The organism is Streptococcus sp. FSL L8-0526, assembly GCF_038007145.1.
Classification (GTDB): Bacteria; Bacillota; Bacilli; order Lactobacillales; family Streptococcaceae; genus Streptococcus; species Streptococcus thermophilus.
In genome coordinates this window covers 772,228-792,033 of sequence record NZ_JBBOWP010000001.1, presented here as the reverse complement: position 1 = coordinate 792,033, position 19,806 = coordinate 772,228, and the positions used below count along the sequence as shown (strand labels likewise).

The following is a 19,806-nucleotide window of genomic DNA, read 5'->3' as shown; positions in this document are numbered from 1 at the left end:
GTACTCTTATGATTTTTTTCATAAGTCACCTTTGCTTCAGCATACTCGACTTCTGAGCCATTAACTGTCGCTTTAGAAGCTTTCTCAGTTCATATATTTGAACTTTATCTTCATAAATCAATTTCATAATAAAAACACCCCAAAAGTTAGACTTTCTCTATCTAACTCTTGGGATGCAGTTCAAGTTTGGCTAGGCCTTTTTTCTTTTTCCATACTTTTGCTATAATAGAGCCATACCTATCAAAAGGAACTCAACATACGATAATAGATCAGCAACTTGTTTGCTACAAACGCTTTCCAAACTGGGCAGCCACAACACTTCCAGAAATGGCGACTCAAAACATAATACTAAGGTTGAAACCTGGGCTAAGCTGACTATTCTATCAGGAACTCTTCACTTTTATAAATTAGATGAACAGGGACAGATTACTGCAGAGCACCTTTTCACGCCTGAAACAGAAATTCCTTTTGTCGAACCACAATCTTGGCATCGAATCGCTGCTGCTTCAGATAATTTAGAATGCTATCTTTCCTTCTACTGCAAGCCAGAGGACTACATGGCTAAAAAGTATGATACTAAAGCCCACTCTGAGGTTCTTGAAGCCGTCCAGTCTGGACATATTAAACCTGGTCGTACCCTTGATTTAGGCTGTGGCCATGGTCGTAACGCTCTTTATTTGACATCACTTGGACACGAAGTTACTGCCGTTGATATTAACAATGAAGCTACACAACGTATCCAAATGATTGCTGATGAAGAAAGTTACAATGTTAGAGCTGGCTACTACGATATCAATGTTTCTGCTCTTCCTGGGTCTGAAACCTTTGACTTCATCCTCTCAACAGTGGTCTTCATGTTCCTAGATCCTACTCAAATTCCAGCTATTATCCAGAATATGCAAGAGCGTACAGCCATTGGTGGTTACAACCTAATTGTTTGTGCCATGGATACAGAAGAGCACCCTTGTACCATGCCTTTCCCATTTACTTTTGAAGAAGACGAGTTGAAAAACTACTATAGTGATTGGGAATTAATCAAGTACAATGACAATCTTGGTCACCTTCACCGTTTAGATGAGTATGGCAATCCAATCGCCCTTCAATTTGCGACCATGTTAGCCAAGAAGGTAACATAAGAACGAATGACTGTAAAAGAACTGATTACAGCTTGACTTATCTTCAAATTAAAAACTAGAAATCCAACTAGATTCCTAGTTTTTAATTGTTTGCAATACCTGCATCCCCTGATTTAAGGTCTGCGTTTTCTGTTCTTTGACATAATACACACTACTATCAGTAGTTGGTGAGTAAAGAACAATGGGCGTTTCGTCTTTTTTAGTCGTAAAGAAATAGTGGTGAACAAGAAGCATTTCCCCATCTCTCATAAACCGAAAGAATGGTATACTCAGAATTGCTATTACCAGTTGTAGCCATAGGTTGCATCCAAAGACAGACTATTGTCCTACATCCAACGGATAGGTAAATAAGAGGATTCATTTGTAATTTCTTTGTATCTAGACTTATTCATCTACTTTCCCCAAGAAACAATCAAACTAGCAGATTGACTAGCCCTGTCATTGGACCAACTCAGATTTTCAGTCTAGACTTCCTTGGCATGATTAGAATCAGGTGTATCAATACTTGCACTGCTAGATTCATTTGGCTTATTATTTTCACTAGATGAAGTGATAGTATCCTCTGTTGATGCGAATATCAAGCTAGCCACTGTGAAATATGACTTAGTCTCTTTATAGTTCAAGAATCAGACTAATGGCTACTACGATTGCTACGAGGTATTCTACGAGTGTATAGATATACTTATAATATTTCGAGACTTCAATAAGGCCAAACTAATAAGCCAGTTGTAGTTCATCAGATTTTGGTTTACGTCCTTGAACTTACTCTTAGCAGGGGGACTAAAGACTTATAAAAGCAGACATATTCAGTCAAAAGAAGGAAATCAGGAAACCCATGATCAGTAGGAGACTGATTAAGGTTGTAGTGTAAGAGATACCTTAGATAAATCAGAAAGAAGAAACTTATCCCTGGAAAAAATGACAAGAGGAAGCACTAGCCCCTGTAACCACCAAATCATAACACTAAGAATGATTTGTACAAAGAAGAGAACCCAAAACCAATCATAAATGCATATTTATTTTTTTCATTGATTGTCACCTCCATCTAGGTTAAGTATAGCGCTCCTATCTTCACTTATCCATCCCAAAACTCGTCTGACATCTTATTTTCTGCTACAATAGAAAAAAACAATTCACAGAAGGAAACTGTACATATGAAATTAATTTCTTGGAATATTGATTCCCTAAATGCTGCTCTTACCGGTGACTCTGCGCGTGCTCAATTATCACGCGCCGTTATCGATACTTTGGTCGCTGAAAATGCGGATATCATTGCTATTCAAGAGACAAAATTATCTGCTAAAGGGCCAACTAAAAAGCATTTGCAAATCTTAGAAGACTACTTCCCTAACTATGTCAATACTTGGCGTTCATCTGTTGAACCTGCTCGTAAAGGTTATGCTGGAACCATGTTCTTGTATAAAAAAGAATTGACACCAGTCATCACTTATCCTGAAATCGGAGCACCTTCAACCATGGATTATGAAGGACGCATCATAACTCTCGAATTTGACACCTTCTTTGTGACACAGGTCTACACACCAAATGCTGGTGACGGGCTCAAACGTCTACTCGAACGTCAAATCTGGGATGAAAAATATGCTGATTACCTAGCTGAATTGGACGCTCAGAAACCAGTCCTTGCTACTGGTGATTACAACGTTGCCCACAAGGAAATCGACTTGGCCAACCCTTCAAGTAATCGTCGTTCACCAGGCTTTACAGATGAAGAACGTGCTGGCTTCACTAATCTCCTCAATAAAGGTTTTACAGATACTTACCGTCACCTCAATGGTGATGTTACAGGTGCCTATACATGGTGGGCCCAACGTAGCAAAACATCTAAAATTAATAATACAGGCTGGAGAATTGACTACTGGTTGACTTCAAATCGTATTGCCGATAAGGTCACAAAATCAAACATGATTGACTCTGGTGATCGTCAAGACCACACACCTATTGTCTTAGAGATTGACTTATAAAATAACTCTAGACCTAACCCCCTAAAAAGAGTAGAACCGCTACTCTTTTACTTTGCCCAACTAAGGAGAAATGATGAAAAATAAACTTAACCCTACACAAAAGCTTGTTTTCTCAGCTATTATCATGGCCCTATATATCGCCATCCTCTTTATTTCGCAAGCTATTTCCTTTGGTGCTGTTCAGATGCGTCTGGCCACGGCTTTATATGGATTAACCTATATCTTTCCATTTTTGGTTGTCCCACTCAGTCTCGCAAATGCTATTGCTAACTCTTTTGGTGGCCTGGGATTGATTGATGTTGTCGGTGGTTTCTGTGCCAGCTTTTTAGCAACTGGTAGCATCTACCTCATCCGTAAAATTAAGCTATCTAGCTGGTTTATCGTACTCCCAATCCTACTCGTTCCATCCTTAGTAGTACCAATATGGCTTAGTGCCCTACTTAAACTTCCTTATGTCGCTCTCGTTATTAACCTTATCTTAGGGCAATTAGTTCCTGCAATCTTGGGAGCTGTACTTGTACACGAGCTAGCTAAACGCGGATACAAAGACTGACAAACAAAGACATCTCTGCAATTGCAGAGATGTCAGAATAAAGACAAACATCAAAAACGATGTTTGTCTTTTTTATATTCACGTTTAATTCTTCCATAATCGAGTAATATTGGGGTATTGATAAAATACCAGGTCTTCCCTACCATAATTTTTACCAATTTTTTGATATTTAAACATGTCAAAGTAAGCCCAACCTTATCTTCCATTTTGGACTTTCCTTTTTCTCTGGTATAACGCAAGTTGTGATATTCTTTAGATGCTCCGAATAACCGTTCTATCGTTTCTTTACGGTGTTGATACCGCTCCTTCATCCCACTTTGATGACGAATATCTTCGCAGACTTCCAGGGCGTCTTTCCAAATATGACGCACAACAACTTTTTGGTTCTGGCGACTTTCAGTACAGATCGCTAACAAGAGATAGGTCTTACAAATTTTGGAATTGCTTTTATATTCTCTATAACCTTCACGTGTCGTTGTACGATAAGTTAATACCTGGTTCTCTAGACAAAGATAGCAGTCAGAATACTCGTTATAGACAAAGTCTTTAAGACGTAGAAAGTCTCTCCTACCTCTTGGCCTAGTGTAAGGGAATACCGGTATAATCCAATTTTCTAAAAGAAACTTAGCAATACTAGGTGTTTTGTAGCCTGAATCCGCAATAATGAATTCAGGTGAGAAGGGCTCTAACTTGGCTAAAAGAGCAGAAAAGAGCTGACTATCATGGGATGTTATCTGCTTCAACTGTAAAAGCCAAGACCCAACTGTGTTTATAACAAGCTACCTGAGCATTATAAGCGAAGACTTCCTTGTGAAACCTACCACATCAAATACCTTTTCTTTTATTATACTCCTTCAAATCAATAAAAGTCCCCAGAAGTATAACTTCTAAGGACTTTGTCTTCAATCCGAAGTAATCTGACCTAGGTTGCTTAAAAGATTTATATTAATCATTTTCGATTTTTTCATCTTCTGTACTGAATTTTTGTGCAATAGCTTCGAGAGCCAATTTGTCTGTATCGGGAAGCGTGATAGCATCATCAGAAATTTCATCAATATTAGCATAGAATTCAATGTGATTCTTAAGATTTTGGAGGTGAATTGGGGCATCGCCACCGTATTCCCCATCCAGATTGATCATCATACGATCTTCACCTAAAGGCTCGATATCTAGCGAACTTGTTTTGATATAAGCAACTCTCTTATCGTAGATGTGCTTGCCACCTTGAAGAACCTGACGAATAAGGTCAACCAATTCAAAGAGGTTGGCCGTTTTAACCATAATTAGGGTAAATTGACCATCATCCAATTTAGCATCTGGAGCAATCATTTCAAAACCACCAACTGAATTGGTCAAGGCAACGAAAATCATAGAAAGGTCGCCTTCAAAGACACCTTGATCGTGCGTAATGCGGACCGGAACTTTCTTAACTTGAGGAAGTAACTCGGCACCCTTAACAAGATAGGCCAAATAACCAAGGACTGTCTTAAGTCGACTAGGAACACTGTAGGTTAGTTCCGTAAATGACCCTGCAGCCGCAATATTGATGAAGTATTTATCATCATAGGCACGACCAATATCCACCTGAAGGGTTTGATTTTTAGCAATGACCTTGGCTGCTTCAACAGGATTTCCCCTTGGAATCTTCAAGGCGCGTGCAAAGTCATTTGTTGTCCCTGTTGGAATAACAGCCATTTGAGGACGTTTATCAAGTGGGGCGATCCCAGAAACAACCTCATTAATTGTTCCATCACCACCAGCCGCAATAACCAAATCAAAGCCTGCTTCTGCTGCACGAGTGGCCTCATTTTTGGCTGAGTTCTCATCCGGGGTTGTTTGAAAAGCAGATGTCTCAAAACCAGCACCCTCCAGGATATCCAAGACCTCAGCAACATTTTTCTTCATAATTTCTTGTCCAGATGTTGGATTATAAATTAAGCGGGCACGTTTTTGTTTCATATTGAACTCCTATAAATCCAGCAACCAAGCCTCATCTTTTACTTCAATTCCTAGGCTTTGTGCTTTTTCCAACTTACTTCCAGCATCACTACCAGCAATCACTAAATCTGTTTTCTTAGAGACTGAACCCGTCACCTTAGCACCCAGGGCCTCTAGTTTTGCCTTCGCTTCACTACGTTTAAGATGCTCCAATTTCCCTGTCAAAACAACAGTCTTACCAGATAGAATGGCATCATCTGCTACTTTTTTACCAAGATAGGATAAATTAACACCATAGGATTCCAGTTCTTTCAGAAGAACTTGAGCCTCCTCCTTGGCAAAATAACGCTGGATTGACTTGGCAATAACCTCTCCCAAACCATCTACAGCAGCAATAGCTTGGACATCTGCACTTGCCAACTCCTTGATAGTTCCAAAAGCTTCTAGCAATTGCTTACTAACTTTGGCACCAACATGGCGAATTCCCAAACCATAGAGCAGTTTCTCTGCAGAATTTTCTTTTGATGCTTGAATAGCTGCATATAGTTTTTCAGCTGATTTTTCCTTGAAACCTTCTAATTGGAGGAAATCCTGACTGTTTAAACCATAGATATCAGCCACCTCTTTAACCAATTCAGCTTTAAAGAGTTTTTCAACCACTGAAGGTCCCATACCTGAGATGTTCATGGCATCACGAGAAGCAAAATGAATAAGACCTTCCTTAATCTGAGCAGGGCAAGATGGATTGATACAACGTAGGGCCACTTCATCTTCAAAATGTAAGAGACCACTACCACAAGATGGACATTGACTCGGAACTGGCATCGCTTCTTGTGTTGTACGCTTACTGTCTACCACACGAAGAACAGCAGGGATAATATCACCAGCCTTATAAACAATAACGGTATCACCAATACGAATGTCTTTCTCCGTAATATAATCTACATTGTGTAGGGTAGCTCGGCTAACTGTTGTCCCGGCCAATTGTACTGGGGTCAAATTGGCCGTCGGCGTTACTACACCTGTACGACCCACCTGCCAATCAACTGAGAGAAGTTCTGCTTCCTTTTCCTCAGCTGGAAATTTATAGGCAATGGCCCAACGTGGTGCCTTAACTGTAAAGCCAAGCTCTTCCTGAATGGCCAAACTATTGACCTTGATAACAACTCCATCAATATCATAAGCCAAGTGATCACGATCTTGCCCAACAGCTTGAATAAAGTCCCAAATCTCATCCATCGATGATGTCACAATACGGCGTGGATTAACGGAGAAGCCAAGTTCTGCCACTTCATTCAAGACATCATTTTGTGTCAGGCGCTCAGTGGGACTAGCTTCTTGATAAAAGAAGGTGGCCAAACGACGCTCAGCAACTACTTTCGTATCTAATTGACGAAGAGTTCCTGCTGCAGCATTACGTGGATTGGCAAATTCGGCCTCACCACTCTCCTGGCGCTGGGTGTTGATGCGTTCAAACTCAGCTCGTGGCAAATAACACTCACCCCGAACAGTGATATTAAGCGGTTGATCCAACTTCAGAGGAATATCTGAGATTCGCTTAACATTTTCAGTGATATTTTCACCAACAGAACCATCACCTCGCGTTGCACCTACTTGAAGAATACCATCCACATAGGTTAGAGAAATTGAAAGGCCATCAATTTTGAGCTCGGCCATATAGTCAGCGTTAGGAAATTCGGACTTGACCCTCTTATCAAAGGCATCTAGCTCTTCTCGTGAAAAAGCATCCTGCAAACTATAAAGCGGATACTCATGTTGGTATTTATCAAAACCATCAAGAACCAGGCCACCCACACGGTGCGTAGGGCTATCCGCCTGAACAAGTTCTGGGTGTTCAGCCTCTAAAGTTACTAACTCACGATAGAGCTTATCATACTCGGCATCTGACACCGATGGATTATCCTCGGTATAATACTCTTTTGCATACTGGTTAAGTTTGTCAACCAGCTCCTTCATTCGTTTTTCCATAGGAATATTTTAACATAAAAGCAGAAAAAAACGCCTTTACAGACGTTAATTTAAGAAACAAAATCGATTACTTTGGCTAATTTCTTGATAAGGACCGCACCAACTAAGAGTGACGCCAGTTCTCCTAAAGCGACAGTGAACCAAGTAGCCCAAAATGGCGCTTGAGCAACTAAGGTCAACTCTGCAGCGATGGTCACCATGAAGAATGAGAAATAAAAGGCAAAATAAACATGAGCCTTATCAAAGAGACCACCCAAAATATCTTGATTCTTAAAGCGGTCAAAGAAATAAACACCTGAACCAACAAAGACTAGCGTTGAGAGACTTCCAACAACCACATCAATCATGTTAAAACTAAAGAAATTAGCAATCATACACCCCAAAGTAACAGCAATGATATACTTGCGATTATAAAATCCTAAAAGATTGAATATTTCCGCAATGCGGAACTGGTAAGGACCATACGAAATCAAGTTGAAAGGTGGCACAATGGTCAAGACCACGTAAAGTGCCGCCACAATCGCAATATGTGTTAAATCACGAATAGTTTTGTTTTTCATCTTTTCCTCCATAAATGAGATATTTTTCTACAAACAAGGACCAACTAATCCATCAAAAGAGCCTAGGCTTAGCCAAGCTCTCTTTATGCTCTATGACTTATCCCTATCATTTTTTGTTTTTTTGCTGTCACCACCGTCTCCAGAAAAACTCTGAATTATGGTAAGTACGTCACCCCTTCTACTATGTAGTTCACCTTGTTTAAGTTCCTGATAGGTCGCATTAAAGACGGCACCCAAAATCAATATTCTAGCTAGGATGATGAACCAAAGCATGAAGACGAAAATCATAATCGATCCGAACAGCTTGATATCAACCAATCTACTCAAGGTACGAATCACGTAAGTTCCAAACAAATTGCTCAGATACCCAATCACTAAAGTCGTAAAGATAGTCCCTGGCATGATGTAGCGGATTTTTCGAATCTTTACATTCGGAAGAATGAAATAAAGTACCATCATTCCCAGGAAGACAACTGCAACACTCAAGGGCTGAATACTATTCAAAATCAGTTGAGTTAGGTTAGACCCAATAGGATAGGTCTGATTGATTACCCGAAGGACCGACTGAATAATTGTAGATAACATGAGCGCAAAGGTTAACAAAAACAAGATAACCAAACTCAAGAGTCCACCAATGATATGACTGATAAAGACATCACGGTGTTCTGAAGCACCATATACCTTGTCAATCGCTTTTTGAAGCGAAGATAAGGACTTAATCATGGTCCAAAATCCCGTCAAAGAGGCCACTCCCAACAACCGTCCAGAAGGTGTGGAGAAGATATCCTGAACAACATTAGCTGCAGGTGCATAAAAATGCTTAGGAAGATGCTCATTCATAAACTTCAAGAGATCAGTCGTATCAATATTCAGATAGGGAAAGACATTGGCAGCAATGACAATGAGCGGAAAGACCGTCAAAATCAAATAATAAGCCACGGCAATGCTAGAAATATCTATCTCAGCACTACGATAATGACTAAGATAAACCTGAAAAGGGCGCCATTGAAGCTTATCTAGGAGACGGGCCATTATGCCTTGTCGTTTCATACTAATAAGTTCTTTCTTCCCCTTGAGAAGTCAAAATTACTGGACCATCTTTAGTAATCACAAATTGGTGCTCATATTGGCATGAAAGGCCACCGTCAAGTGTCTTATGAGCCCAACCAGTTTCAAGGTCTGTATCGATTTCCCAAGTTCCTGTGTTAATCATTGGCTCGATGGTCAAGACCATTCCTTCTTTAAGGCGAAGACCACGTCCGGCCACGCCATAGTTAGGAACCATTGGTTCTTCATGCATTGTTGGTCCAACTCCGTGTCCGACCAAATCACGAACGACACCATAGCCTCGACTTTCAGCGTATTCTTGGATAGCTGCACCGATATCACCGATACGATTACCAACTACCGCTTGTTCAATACCAAGATACATGGCTTCATGGGTTACTTCCATAAGGTTTTTAACCTCATCAGAAGGCGTTCCAATCGCATATGCCCAACATGAGTCAGCCAAACCACCAGCATATGATTCTGTATATTTTTTTACCTGGGCAACATTATCAAAGTCCAATTTTGATACATCAAGAACTGACTTATCAATAGGTTCTGACAAGACCATATCAACTTTCAAGAGGTCTCCATCATTCAAAATATAATGACGTGGAAAAGCGTGTGCTACTTCATCATTAAGACAACAACATGTCGCATAAGGATAGTCCATGATGCTTCCTTCAACCCCAATCTGAAGTGGCAGAACATTTTCTTCTTTACAACGACGACGAACATACTCTTCTACTTCCCACATATCCACTCCTGGTTTCAAGAGATCACGTAGGCCAATGTGGATACTTGCAAGAAAATCTCCCGCTCTATCCATCGCTTCAATTTCACGTGCTGATTTCAGTGTAATCATTATTTTCTCCGTTTTCTTTATTTCTTTAATTTTAAATGGCTTATTAAGTTTTCTTGACCACTACTACTGACTTACAAACCGTATGATTACCATGAGTAACCATAAGGTCTAAATGAGCTCTGCGTCTGGTTTCCGCAATGATACTGGGTGTAATCGTCACCTTATCATCAATTTGAGCCGCCTGCAGAAAGTAAAACATCATCTCTTCAAACACCAGACTATTTTGTTCTTGTTTCTCCATCGTTCGGTAAACAACCTCTTTAACCATTTCTACAAGAACACCCTGTGTAAGGTTCCCAGAATTATCAATCATGGTCGGTTCTACCTCAAAACTAAAGGCATTCTTTTCACGATTAAGGTTAGCTATCATTTGATCGCTAAATGTATGGAGATCACCACGGTTATTATCTTGAAGTTCCTCTAAAACCTGACGACGAGTGATAGTCCCTAGATAATGTTTTTCGTCATCCACAACAGGAATCATGTCATAGTCTTCAAAAATCATCTTTTGTGCCACAGACGCAAGGCTAGCCTCCAAACGAGTTACTGTCGGTTTTGTCATAATAGCCTTAACCATAGTGGACGGAAGCTGATTAGCCACATCACGCATGGTCACAATCCCAATAACCCTATCATCCTCAGATACAATAGGAAAACGAACAAGGTTAGTCCGTTTAACCAAATTTTGAAAATCTTTGACTGTCATTTCTGGAGTCATATAGTTGTATTCTTCTCGTCTAGTATAGACTTGAGCAACTGTTTTAATTTCTGTTTTAATACGAACATTCGAAAGTGCCTGATTAATCATAGTCGCTACAGTAAATGTGTCGTAAGCAGTGACCATGACTGGAAACTGCTTCAAACGAGAAAGCTCTTTAACCCTATCAGAAACCCGAAAGCCTCCAGTTACCAGAATAGCATTATTGTATTCTAAGGCTAATAACTGGATATCTTCCCTGTCTCCAACAATGAGAAGGTCGCCTTTTGTTAGATAACGGGTGATATTCTCAATAGTCATGGCCCCAATGTAGAACTTACTGAAGACACGTTCTAAACCTTCATGACCCGAAATCACCTCAGACTCTGTAATCTCTGCAATCTCCGCAAAGGTCAGTTTGTCAAGCCGTACTTGAACTTTCTTTTCAATTCGAACTGTTCCACTTCGAGGACGCGTTTCAACTAGCCCTCGATTTTCAGCTTCTTTAATGGCTCGATAAGCAGTTCCATCAGAAACCTGCAAGTGGTTAGAAATACTACGCACACTAACTCGTTTACCGATGGGCAAAGCCTCTAGATAATCCATAATTTCTTGATGTTTACTCACAGTTCTTCTCCTTCTCAAAGCGGAGATAATCTCGCATGGTACGGGTGTATCGGTCTGCTCCTTTGAAACGAGACACCAGTTTAAAGCCAGACTTTTCTGCCACACGAATCGATGCCTTATTTTCCAAATGAGCAATAAGGATAATGCGTTCCATTCCCATAGCTGTCAATGCCAAATCTGACAAACAAGTAACTGTCTCAGTTATTATACCTCTACCCCAGTATAAAGCATTCAAAAAATAACCGAGCTCTGCAGTCTTTTTCTAGACATCTATTTTTTCAAAGCGAATAATCCCAATCAACTTATTAGACTCTCGATCTACAATTGCCCAAACACCCAAAGGCTCCTTCATGAAATAATGTACCAAGAGGCAATCTGTTTCATACTGAGTTTGCGTAGCAGGAAAGAAAAATTGTAAATTCTCTGGATTTGACACAATCTCATGTAAGTCAAAACGATCTAAAAAGACGAGTGGTCTAAAAGAAAGGCGCTCCGACTCAAAGAAGGCAAAAGCACCCAGACTAGTCCAAATATCCATGATAGTATTATAACACAGTTTTAGAAATGGAAAAAGGCTCAACCACTAGCGGTTAAACCTTAGGCTTAATCTTCAATCAAACGAATATCTGCACCAAGATCAGAAAGTTTCTCAATGATATTTGAATACCCCCGAAGGATAAATTCAATGTTTGTTATTTCAGTCTGACCATCTGCCATAAGTCCTGCAGTAACGAGTGCAGCACCCGCACGCAAATCACTAGCTTTCACAGGTGCACCAGAAAGTTGCGTTGGACCATTATAAACAATCTGACCACCAAGTACTTGAATATCAGCACCCATACGAGTCAGTTCAGGAACGTGATTTACACGCTTCTCATAGATCGTATCAATGATTTTTCCTCGGCCACTTGCTTTCAACAACAATGGTGTCATTGGTTGTTGTAAATCCGTCGCAAAACCTGGGTAAGGTGATGTCTTAATGTCAACAGGTTTTAAATCACCCTGTTCTTCCACAAAGATTGCATCCTCTTCAACGGTCATGCGAACACCCATTGCTTCAAGCTTACAAATAAAACTTTCAAGGTGTTCATAGAGAACATTTTTAATTTTAATTCCCTTACCAATAGCTGCCGCCATGGCAATGTATGAGCCTGCTTCAATACGGTCTGGAATAACTTGATGGCGAGTACCATGTAGGCTCTCTACACCCTCAATCGTGATGACGTCTGTACCAGCGCCACGTACACGCGCACCCATATTGTTGAGAAGCATTGCCACATCAATAATCTCAGGTTCACGAGCCGCATTTTCAATAACAGTACGACCGTCAGCCTTAGCCGCTGCCAACATGGTATTGATAGTCGCCCCCACACTAACCGTATCCATATAGATGTGAGCACCCTTGATACGTTGACCAGCATCCGTAGCAATACGCATAGCTTCTTCTTCATAGAAAATGCTAGCACCCATAGCTACAAAGGCCTTAAGGTGAAGGTCAATAGGACGTGGTCCTAAATCACATCCACCAGGCAAACCTACTATAGCTTGACCATAACGCCCAAGCAAACTACCATAGAAATAATATGAAGCACGAAGGCTGTTAACCTTACCAAATGGCATTGGCATATCTTTAACGCCTCGAGGGTCGATTTCAAGTATTTCGCCATCACGCTTAACAGAACCACCCATTACTTCAATAATCTCAATTAGATTATCGACGTCGCTGATTGCTGGTACCCCGTCAAGAGTAACCACTCCATCAGATAAAATGATGGCTGGAATCAATGCAACAACTGAATTTTTAGCTCCTGATACTGTAACTTCTCCTTGAAGTTTCTTACCACCATTGATGATAATTTTACGCATACTGCTCAATCTTTCTTATACTGGAATATTAACCTTTACATTCTACCATAGATTGAGGTGCATGACAAATTAAGAATCCAAACAATTATCGGACAGTTTCACTTGATAGTTGGAACCATCCCTTAAACCGAATGGCACCATCCAGGTCTGTGCGTAAAACCTTAATGTGACGTTCTTTGAAACGCTCTAATGTTTCATCATTTGGATGCTTATAACGATTATTTTCACCAGCTGAGACAAGAGCAAGTGATGGCTTTAGCTGATCCAAAAAAGCTTCTGATGAAGAGCCTTTAGAACCGTGATGTCCTGCTTTTAGGACCCTTACTTTTAAATTTGGATAGCTAGCCATTAATTCCTCCTCTCCTTCTTTTTCTAAATCACCAGTAAACAAAAAACTGGTTCCCAATAACTTTCCATAGAGAACAAGTGAATCATTGTTACCACCATCACCAATTTTATTAGGATAAAGAACCTGTAGGTTACTTCCCATCATAGTCAGCTTATCACCAGCCTTTAAAGTGCGAACGGGACGTTTAAGAAATCGAATACGTTTGGCAAAACTAGGCTTAGTCAAAGCCCCCTTACTGACACAAATTTCCTTAATCTTAAACCGTTTAGCCACTTCCTCCAAATCACCAATATGATCTGTATCCGTATGAGTCAGAACCAGATAGTCAATTTGAGACACTCCCCTTTCCTGTAAATAGGGAATTAAGGTTTTCTCCGCATTACTCGTCTGGCTCCCCTCTTGCCATTTTTCCTTAGAGACGAAAGTCACCTTGCCACCTACATCTATTAGGACCGTCTCACCTTTCATACTCCTTAAAAAAATACTATCTCCTTGACCAACGTCGACCACCGTTACTTCATTTATTAAAGGATGTTTGACCCAGACCATCAAAAGACTAAAAATCATCAAGAGGGATATTCTAAACTGAGGCTTTTTCCAAAAATCAAAGAGCAAAACCAATACAAATATCATCAAGACAAACTGAAACAAGCTAGGTTTTCCTAAAATCAATGGCTGGACTCCCCAAGATTGTACCCAAGTCAAAAAGAACTCCATCCATTCAAAAAGTGGGTTAAATTGAGAAAAAATTACCATTCCTGAAAGTGTAAAAAGTACTGTTAAGACAGGTAAGAGAAAGCTATCAAAAACTAGAGAGAAGATTGCCGTCAGAATCAAACTCAATGGTTGAAAAGTTCCATAATAGTAGGTCAAAAAAGGCAAAGTCCCAAGACTCAATACCAAACTCATATAAATTGACTTTTTAAAGGACGGCATCTCCTCAAAATTAAATAAACACAACAAGAAGGCATAAGAACAACTTAAAACACCTCCTACCGTTAAAAGAAAATGAGGCAAGACTAGAAAAAATAGAAGTAGCGTTATGCCCATATTGTTCAGTTTTTTAATACCACACTCAGACAAGAGGCTTTGAATCAAAGAACGTAAGACCGAAGCCGTCCAACCAGTCATTAAGCCATAGAAAATCGAAAAAGGTAATAAGATAGTAAGGATATAATTTTTGGGAAGCCCCAAACGGAGAAGTCCATAGCGAAACCAGCCAAGAAAAAATCCAACCTGCATACCCGATAGCGCAAAAAGATGAATAATCCCCAAGCTGGTGTAGAGTTGACTCTGCTCATCAAACTCCTTGTCCAAATACCCAAAGAGCAGTCCTGTCATGTAGTGTCTCATCGGATTAGGAAAATGCGTCTGAATATGAACTAGAGCCCTCCTCCTCAATTGATGGAAAAAAGCTATTGGAGATATCGATTTTGGGGTTACGACATGTTCCAGACGCTCAATCTGAGCAATCCTATAAATGCCCTGACTAGCTAGATAAGACTGATAATCAAAGCCTTGAAAATTACGTTGACCAGTTGCCGAGGACAACTTTATTTTCCCTTTTAAAACAAGCGTTTGACTAGTAGTCTTAAAAAAATGCTTCTCCTTATCAGATTTTAGCCGGTAAAAGACCTGATAGGTTTGTCCATTTGACTTCCCGATTGCTGATAATCGCTCACCATTAACTGAGAGCGTATCTGCAACCAGTGTCACCTGATGAATTTCAGCAGGAGCCTGTTTATCTTGCATGATAGCTATATGGTATAAAAATAAAAAGTAGACCAAAAAGAAACCACCTACAAGTCCCACCAACTTTAGAGTTGCTCTATTCTTCCAATGATGCCTCAAAAAACATATCATCAGAAAGACAAAAGTCCCAATAGCATAGAAATTAGATACAAAAATAGTAAAATAAAGAGCAACTATTAAAAGCGCTAGGGAAAAAAGATTGATTGGAGATTTTTTAAGCCACATAGATGGACTCTCTGATTTTATCTAAAGTCTTATCTCCGATCCCTGAGACATTTTTCAAATCATCCACAGATTGAAAGCCACCATGACTTTCACGATAAGCGATAATATCCTCTGCCCTCTTGGCACCAATTCCAGGAATAGTTTGTAACTGCTCTGAGGTCGCTGTATTTAAGTTAATTTTGCCATCCTTAGATACAGCCTGCCCTCCTTTGTCAGAGACCTGACCAGTACCTGATTGATCAAGGACAGAAACATTTTCATATTTATTGGCTACATAAATAACCTCTTCATCTGACAAGCTTGCGGCTAAGTTAACACTCTTAGCGTCTGCATCTTCTGTCATTCCTCCAGCTTTCTGAATGACATCTGTCACCCTAACTCCTGCCTTTAGCGTATAGACACCTGGCTTGACCACAGCCCCCTTAACATCTACCGTTACTTTTGACTTAACTTTTTCACTTCCTTCAGTTTGTGACTGAGAAGACACTTCCGTAAGTGATTTTGAGCTTTGTTTAGATGAAGAGGTAGACAAAGTTGTCACATCTGTATAAGACGTCTCTGCCTCCATGCTATTGCCGGCACCACAAGTCATCCACAGAAAGAAGCAGAAAACCACCACCAGAACACCAATTATACTCACAAATAGACGATTATTGTTAACATAGGATAGAATCTTTTCCTTCACATCAGTCTCCTTAATTGATATATTTTCTTTCTTATTCGTAAAAAACTTGAAAAATATATTAAAAAGAAAAACTCCATCAGATCTATGTCTGACAGAGTTATTAGCTTATTTCTGTGTTTCTTTGGCACGGTGTTTTTCAGGATCCCAAATAAAACTAGCTACATATGAGAAAGCCATAGTCAAAATCACTGCAAGGATAGCCACAAGACCGAGAGGTAGACGGTAAATATAAGTCAATGGATTTGGTTTCTTACCTGTTTGATAGCTCAAAGCTTCTTCATCAAGGCGATCAAATTCAGACTGGATACGACAGCCAACCTCTTGAATATTCTCATCATTCAAACGCTTCAAATCTGAAATATCAATAGGATTACCGTAGTTCATATCCACACGTTCACCTGCCAAGAGCCCCTTGAGTTCACGAGGTCCTTGATAGACAACTGGCATAATCTTAACCTTAGCCATTTTAGCGATAACCGCAACCCCACCCTTAACATCAGAAGAATTACGACTGCCACTTGGGAACATAATCAAGCTACGATCACTCTTCTTAAGCATATTGACAGGATACTTAATAGCCTCCTGACCAGGATTTTCACGGTCAATCGGGAAGGCACCACACATACGAATCCACCAACCAAAGATACGATTCTTAAAAAGTTCTTTCTTAGCCATGAAAACAAACTGCTTGGGACGAGCTGAGAAAGCCATATAAACAGGGTCCCACCAAGTTCGGTGTGGAGCCACCAAGATATAGTTTTCGTCCTTACTCAACAACTTGTCCCGATTGTGATAATGGGCATTGCCATTAATAATCCATAGAAGGAAGACAACAAGCCCACGTAAATAAGCGTAAAACACGTTTTTACCTCTTTTTCTACAATTTTTTAACTATTATACCAAAAAAAGTAACGCTTTTTCATAGAATTTCTTTGTAAAACAATTGGAAATGCTGTGGCACTTTCTAATTGTTTCAACTATAATGTAACTATGAAAAAAAGTACTGAGATTATAGGGAAAAACAGAAAGGCACTTAATCTTTGCCTCATTATTGCTAACTTGGCCGTACTGGCCGTCCTAGGCTTTGCCTTATCACAACGACACAGCTTTAAAGCTGAACAAGTAGCTAACAGAGCAAGTTCTTCTCCAGAACAAGCTTAAAAAAAAACGATAAAAAAACAACTCAAAAAAGGTAGTAACCATAGCATTGAAGCCTCTGATTATGCCTACGACGTTACTGCTGTTAATAACACTATCCGAGGTATATCTCAAGATGTTAACGATAAGGTTGTCTTTTTAACCTTCGATGACGGGATTGATTCTACCTTGACACCACAAGTCATGGATATTCTGAAAGAATACGGCGTTCACGCAACCTTCTTCCACATTGGGTATACCATTAGTCAAGAAAATGCGGACATACTCAAACGCCAAATTACAGAAGGACATGCTATTGCTAACCATAGCCTTAGCCACAACTTTAAGCTACTTTATCCTGGGCGTGTTCCAAATCAAAGTCAAATTATTTCTGAGGTTGACCAAACCAATACCAATTTCCAAGACATCCTAAGTAAGGACTTCAAAACAAGAATTTTCCGTTACCCTGGTGATCATATGTCATGGCAAGGATTAGAGGCAACTGACCAAGCTCTTGCCAATAAAGGTATCCAGTGGATTGACTGGAACATGCTCTGTGGAGATGCAGAACCATCCTCTGTTCGCCCAACCACATCCAAAACTATGATGGCCTACTTGGATGCTTCACAAAAATATTTCCCTGAAAGTCATGTTAATGTTGTCCTTATGCATGACACTGGTGGTAAAGAGCTTACTGTTCAAACCCTTCCACAAATTATCGAATATTACAAAAACCAAGGCTACACCTTTGGTGTCCTAGATTAAGAACTCACAACAGTTCCTTTGGGAGCTGTTTTTTGTTACAATAAAAACTATGACAAATCCAATTTTAAAAGATGGAGAACGCATTGATCAACTCTTCTCCACAGATGTAAAAATCATTCAAAATAAGGAAGTCTTCAGCTATTCTATTGACAGTGTCCTCCTCTCTCGATTCCCAAAAATTCCAAAAAAGGGATTAATAGTCGACCTCTGTTCAGGAAATGGTGCCATTGGCCTCTTTGCCAGTACACGCACTGAGGCACCGATTATCTTGGTTGAGCTGCAAGAACGCCTGGCTGATATGGCCAAGCGTTCCGTAACTCTTAATCGATTAGAAGATCAGGTGACTGTTGTCAATGACGACCTAAAAAATTTGCTTGACCATGCCCCACGATCTCAGGTGGACCTTATCCTCTGTAACCCTCCCTACTTTAAGGCGACAGAAACGTCTAAGAAGAATCTGTCAGAGCACTACCTATTGGCCCGTCATGAAATCACGACCAACCTAGAGGAAATTTGCCAGGTCGCACGTCATGCACTCAAATCTAATGGGCGCATTGCCATGGTGCATCGCCCTGACCGCTTTTTGGATATCATCGACACCATGCGCCAGTATAATCTAGCACCTAAACGCATCCAGTTTATCTATCCTAAGATGGGACGTGAGGCAAATATGCTACTGATTGAGGCCATCAAAGACGGATCGACCGATGGACTAAAAATCCTTCCCCCTCTCTTTGTGCACAAGAAAAATGGCGACTATACCGACGAAATCTTTGAGATATACTTTGAAAAAAAGACTGAGGGTGAGTCTTAAACGATGGTAGAAAAGAATCGCAAGGCCTACATGTATGTGGCTGAGTGTGCCGATGGTACCCTCTATACAGGCTACACCACAGACGTCGAACGTCGCCTCAAAACCCATAACTCAGGCAAAGGTGCCAAGTATACCAGAGTCCGCCTACCAGTTAAACTCCTCTACTCAGAAGCCTTTGACAGCAAGTCTGAAGCCATGAGTGCCGAAGCACTCTTCAAGAAAAAAAGCCGAGAGAAAAAACTAGCTTACATCAAAGAACACACAAAAAAATAACCGTGTTTTTTTGGTCTTGAATTATCAAATTAAGTACATATTTTCCTCTTATAAGACTTCATAAGATGTTTTTCAGTTATGATATTTTCGTACCTTATTTTTAAGTTTGTTCTCTCACAGCTGAATGATCTGATTATCAACCAATGTTAGATCACTTCCATTTGAAATATACTCTCATAGTAGTACAACTCACGCGCGTGAGTAATTTTACATGCTCTAAAAAGCTTTAAAATCAGTGGTATTACTCCAAATTTAGTAAATAAAAAAGACACACTGCAAGGTGTCTTGAATTATATCCGCAGTAAATGCCACAATAATATAGATAAACTCATCTTTAGGTATAAATAATCTTACAAAATGCTTCTATGCTATCTTATTCTCTAATTAAACCTACTTTGATAATTTAAATTAAACAACCACTGAAGATTGATTAATGGTTTTGGTTGAGCATCAATCACTGGTTGGTTATAGAAAAACTTATGAGTTTTGATTATGTACTTATATTGTATATTCAAGGTATAGGAAAACGCTCTATTTTTTAGAGCG

The 19,806-nt window shown here is 39.9% G+C and carries 18 protein-coding genes and 3 pseudogenes; 7 read left to right on the top strand and 14 right to left on the bottom strand.

Annotated elements, in window-relative coordinates; translation table 11 throughout:
• Nucleotides 1–327 precede the first annotated feature (327 nt).
• Nucleotides 328–1,136 (top strand): annotated as a pseudogene (gene tehB, locus NSQ85_RS04270) (SAM-dependent methyltransferase TehB).
• Nucleotides 1,137–1,211: 75 nt separating this feature from the next.
• On the opposite strand, the gene NSQ85_RS04265 reads toward tehB, so the two are convergent.
• Entirely contained in the window at nt 1,212–1,370 is a 159-nt protein-coding gene (locus NSQ85_RS04265; RefSeq protein ID WP_340781224.1) for a hypothetical protein, read from the bottom strand.
• 230 nt (nt 1,371–1,600) lie between these two features.
• Nucleotides 1,601–1,759, bottom strand: coding sequence for a hypothetical protein (locus NSQ85_RS04260; protein ID WP_340781222.1), 159 nt, complete (start codon nt 1,757–1,759; stop codon nt 1,601–1,603).
• A gap of 531 nt (nt 1,760–2,290) precedes the next feature.
• On the opposite strand from NSQ85_RS04260, the gene NSQ85_RS04255 reads away from it, so the two are divergent.
• Nucleotides 2,291–3,118: an exodeoxyribonuclease III gene (locus NSQ85_RS04255; protein ID WP_340781220.1), complete on the top strand. Its 828-nt coding sequence runs from the start codon at nt 2,291–2,293 to the stop codon at nt 3,116–3,118.
• A gap of 73 nt (nt 3,119–3,191) precedes the next feature.
• Nucleotides 3,192–3,671, top strand: a complete 480-nt coding sequence (locus NSQ85_RS04250) for a QueT transporter family protein (RefSeq protein ID WP_340781540.1) — start codon at nt 3,192–3,194, stop codon at nt 3,669–3,671.
• On the opposite strand, the pseudogene NSQ85_RS04245 reads toward NSQ85_RS04250, so the two are convergent.
• The 12 genes and pseudogenes from NSQ85_RS04245 to NSQ85_RS04190 form a co-directional block, all read right to left on the bottom strand.
• Nucleotides 3,649–4,484, bottom strand: a pseudogene (locus tag NSQ85_RS04245) (transposase); the annotation flags it as partial. The gene NSQ85_RS04250 and the pseudogene NSQ85_RS04245 sit on opposite strands and share 23 nt — an antisense overlap.
• Nucleotides 4,485–4,616: 132 nt before the next feature.
• A complete protein-coding gene (locus NSQ85_RS04240) occupies nt 4,617–5,630 on the bottom strand; it encodes a diacylglycerol kinase (RefSeq protein ID WP_340781219.1) in 1,014 nt (337 codons plus the stop codon).
• Nucleotides 5,631–5,639: 9 nt separating this feature from the next.
• On the bottom strand, nt 5,640–7,598 hold the full coding sequence (ligA, locus tag NSQ85_RS04235; RefSeq protein WP_179973922.1) for an NAD-dependent DNA ligase LigA: 1,959 nt from the start codon (nt 7,596–7,598) through the stop codon (nt 5,640–5,642).
• A 50-nt stretch (nt 7,599–7,648) separates the two neighbouring features.
• Entirely contained in the window at nt 7,649–8,158 is a 510-nt protein-coding gene (locus tag NSQ85_RS04230) for a QueT transporter family protein (protein ID WP_179972168.1), read from the bottom strand.
• A 90-nt stretch (nt 8,159–8,248) separates the two neighbouring features.
• Nucleotides 8,249–9,208: a YihY/virulence factor BrkB family protein gene (locus tag NSQ85_RS04225; RefSeq protein WP_340781216.1), complete on the bottom strand. Its 960-nt coding sequence runs from the start codon at nt 9,206–9,208 to the stop codon at nt 8,249–8,251.
• Between the two features lies 1 nt (nt 9,209).
• Nucleotides 9,210–10,070, bottom strand: coding sequence for a methionyl aminopeptidase (locus NSQ85_RS04220; protein ID WP_179973925.1), 861 nt, complete (start codon nt 10,068–10,070; stop codon nt 9,210–9,212).
• A 43-nt stretch (nt 10,071–10,113) separates the two neighbouring features.
• Nucleotides 10,114–11,394, bottom strand: a complete 1,281-nt coding sequence (spxR, locus tag NSQ85_RS04215) for a CBS-HotDog domain-containing transcription factor SpxR (protein ID WP_179972170.1) — start codon at nt 11,392–11,394, stop codon at nt 10,114–10,116.
• Nucleotides 11,387–11,932 (bottom strand): annotated as a pseudogene (locus NSQ85_RS04210) (GNAT family N-acetyltransferase). Before NSQ85_RS04210 ends, spxR begins: the two are co-directional and overlap by 8 nt.
• A 65-nt stretch (nt 11,933–11,997) precedes the next feature.
• Entirely contained in the window at nt 11,998–13,260 is a 1,263-nt protein-coding gene (locus NSQ85_RS04205) for a UDP-N-acetylglucosamine 1-carboxyvinyltransferase (protein WP_179972171.1), read from the bottom strand.
• A gap of 85 nt (nt 13,261–13,345) precedes the next feature.
• Nucleotides 13,346–15,586, bottom strand: a complete 2,241-nt coding sequence (locus tag NSQ85_RS04200) for a DNA internalization-related competence protein ComEC/Rec2 (RefSeq protein WP_179973926.1) — start codon at nt 15,584–15,586, stop codon at nt 13,346–13,348.
• On the bottom strand, nt 15,576–16,271 hold the full coding sequence (locus tag NSQ85_RS04195) for a helix-hairpin-helix domain-containing protein (RefSeq protein WP_179973927.1): 696 nt from the start codon (nt 16,269–16,271) through the stop codon (nt 15,576–15,578). The genes NSQ85_RS04200 and NSQ85_RS04195 overlap by 11 nt, the downstream gene beginning before the upstream one ends.
• Nucleotides 16,272–16,376: 105 nt before the next feature.
• The gene (locus NSQ85_RS04190) at nt 16,377–17,132 is read right to left on the bottom strand and encodes a lysophospholipid acyltransferase family protein (RefSeq protein ID WP_179973928.1); all 756 of its coding nucleotides are present in this window, start codon (nt 17,130–17,132) and stop codon (nt 16,377–16,379) included.
• 93 nt (nt 17,133–17,225) lie between these two features.
• On the opposite strand from NSQ85_RS04190, the gene NSQ85_RS10695 reads away from it, so the two are divergent.
• From NSQ85_RS10695 to NSQ85_RS04175, 4 genes are read left to right on the top strand one after another with little or no spacing between them, the layout of a single operon-like run.
• A complete protein-coding gene (locus NSQ85_RS10695) occupies nt 17,226–17,432 on the top strand; it encodes a hypothetical protein (protein ID WP_232087319.1) in 207 nt (68 codons plus the stop codon).
• 9 nt (nt 17,433–17,441) lie between these two features.
• The gene (locus NSQ85_RS04185; RefSeq protein ID WP_445330296.1) at nt 17,442–18,173 is read left to right on the top strand and encodes a polysaccharide deacetylase family protein; all 732 of its coding nucleotides are present in this window, start codon (nt 17,442–17,444) and stop codon (nt 18,171–18,173) included.
• A gap of 49 nt (nt 18,174–18,222) precedes the next feature.
• Nucleotides 18,223–18,987 carry a tRNA1(Val) (adenine(37)-N6)-methyltransferase gene (locus NSQ85_RS04180; protein WP_179972175.1) on the top strand — a complete coding sequence of 255 codons (765 nt, stop codon included), beginning with the start codon at nt 18,223–18,225 and terminating at the stop codon, nt 18,985–18,987.
• A 3-nt stretch (nt 18,988–18,990) separates the two neighbouring features.
• A complete protein-coding gene (locus NSQ85_RS04175; RefSeq protein ID WP_179972176.1) occupies nt 18,991–19,260 on the top strand; it encodes a GIY-YIG nuclease family protein in 270 nt (89 codons plus the stop codon).
• The last annotated feature ends 546 nt before the right edge of the window (nt 19,261–19,806 follow it).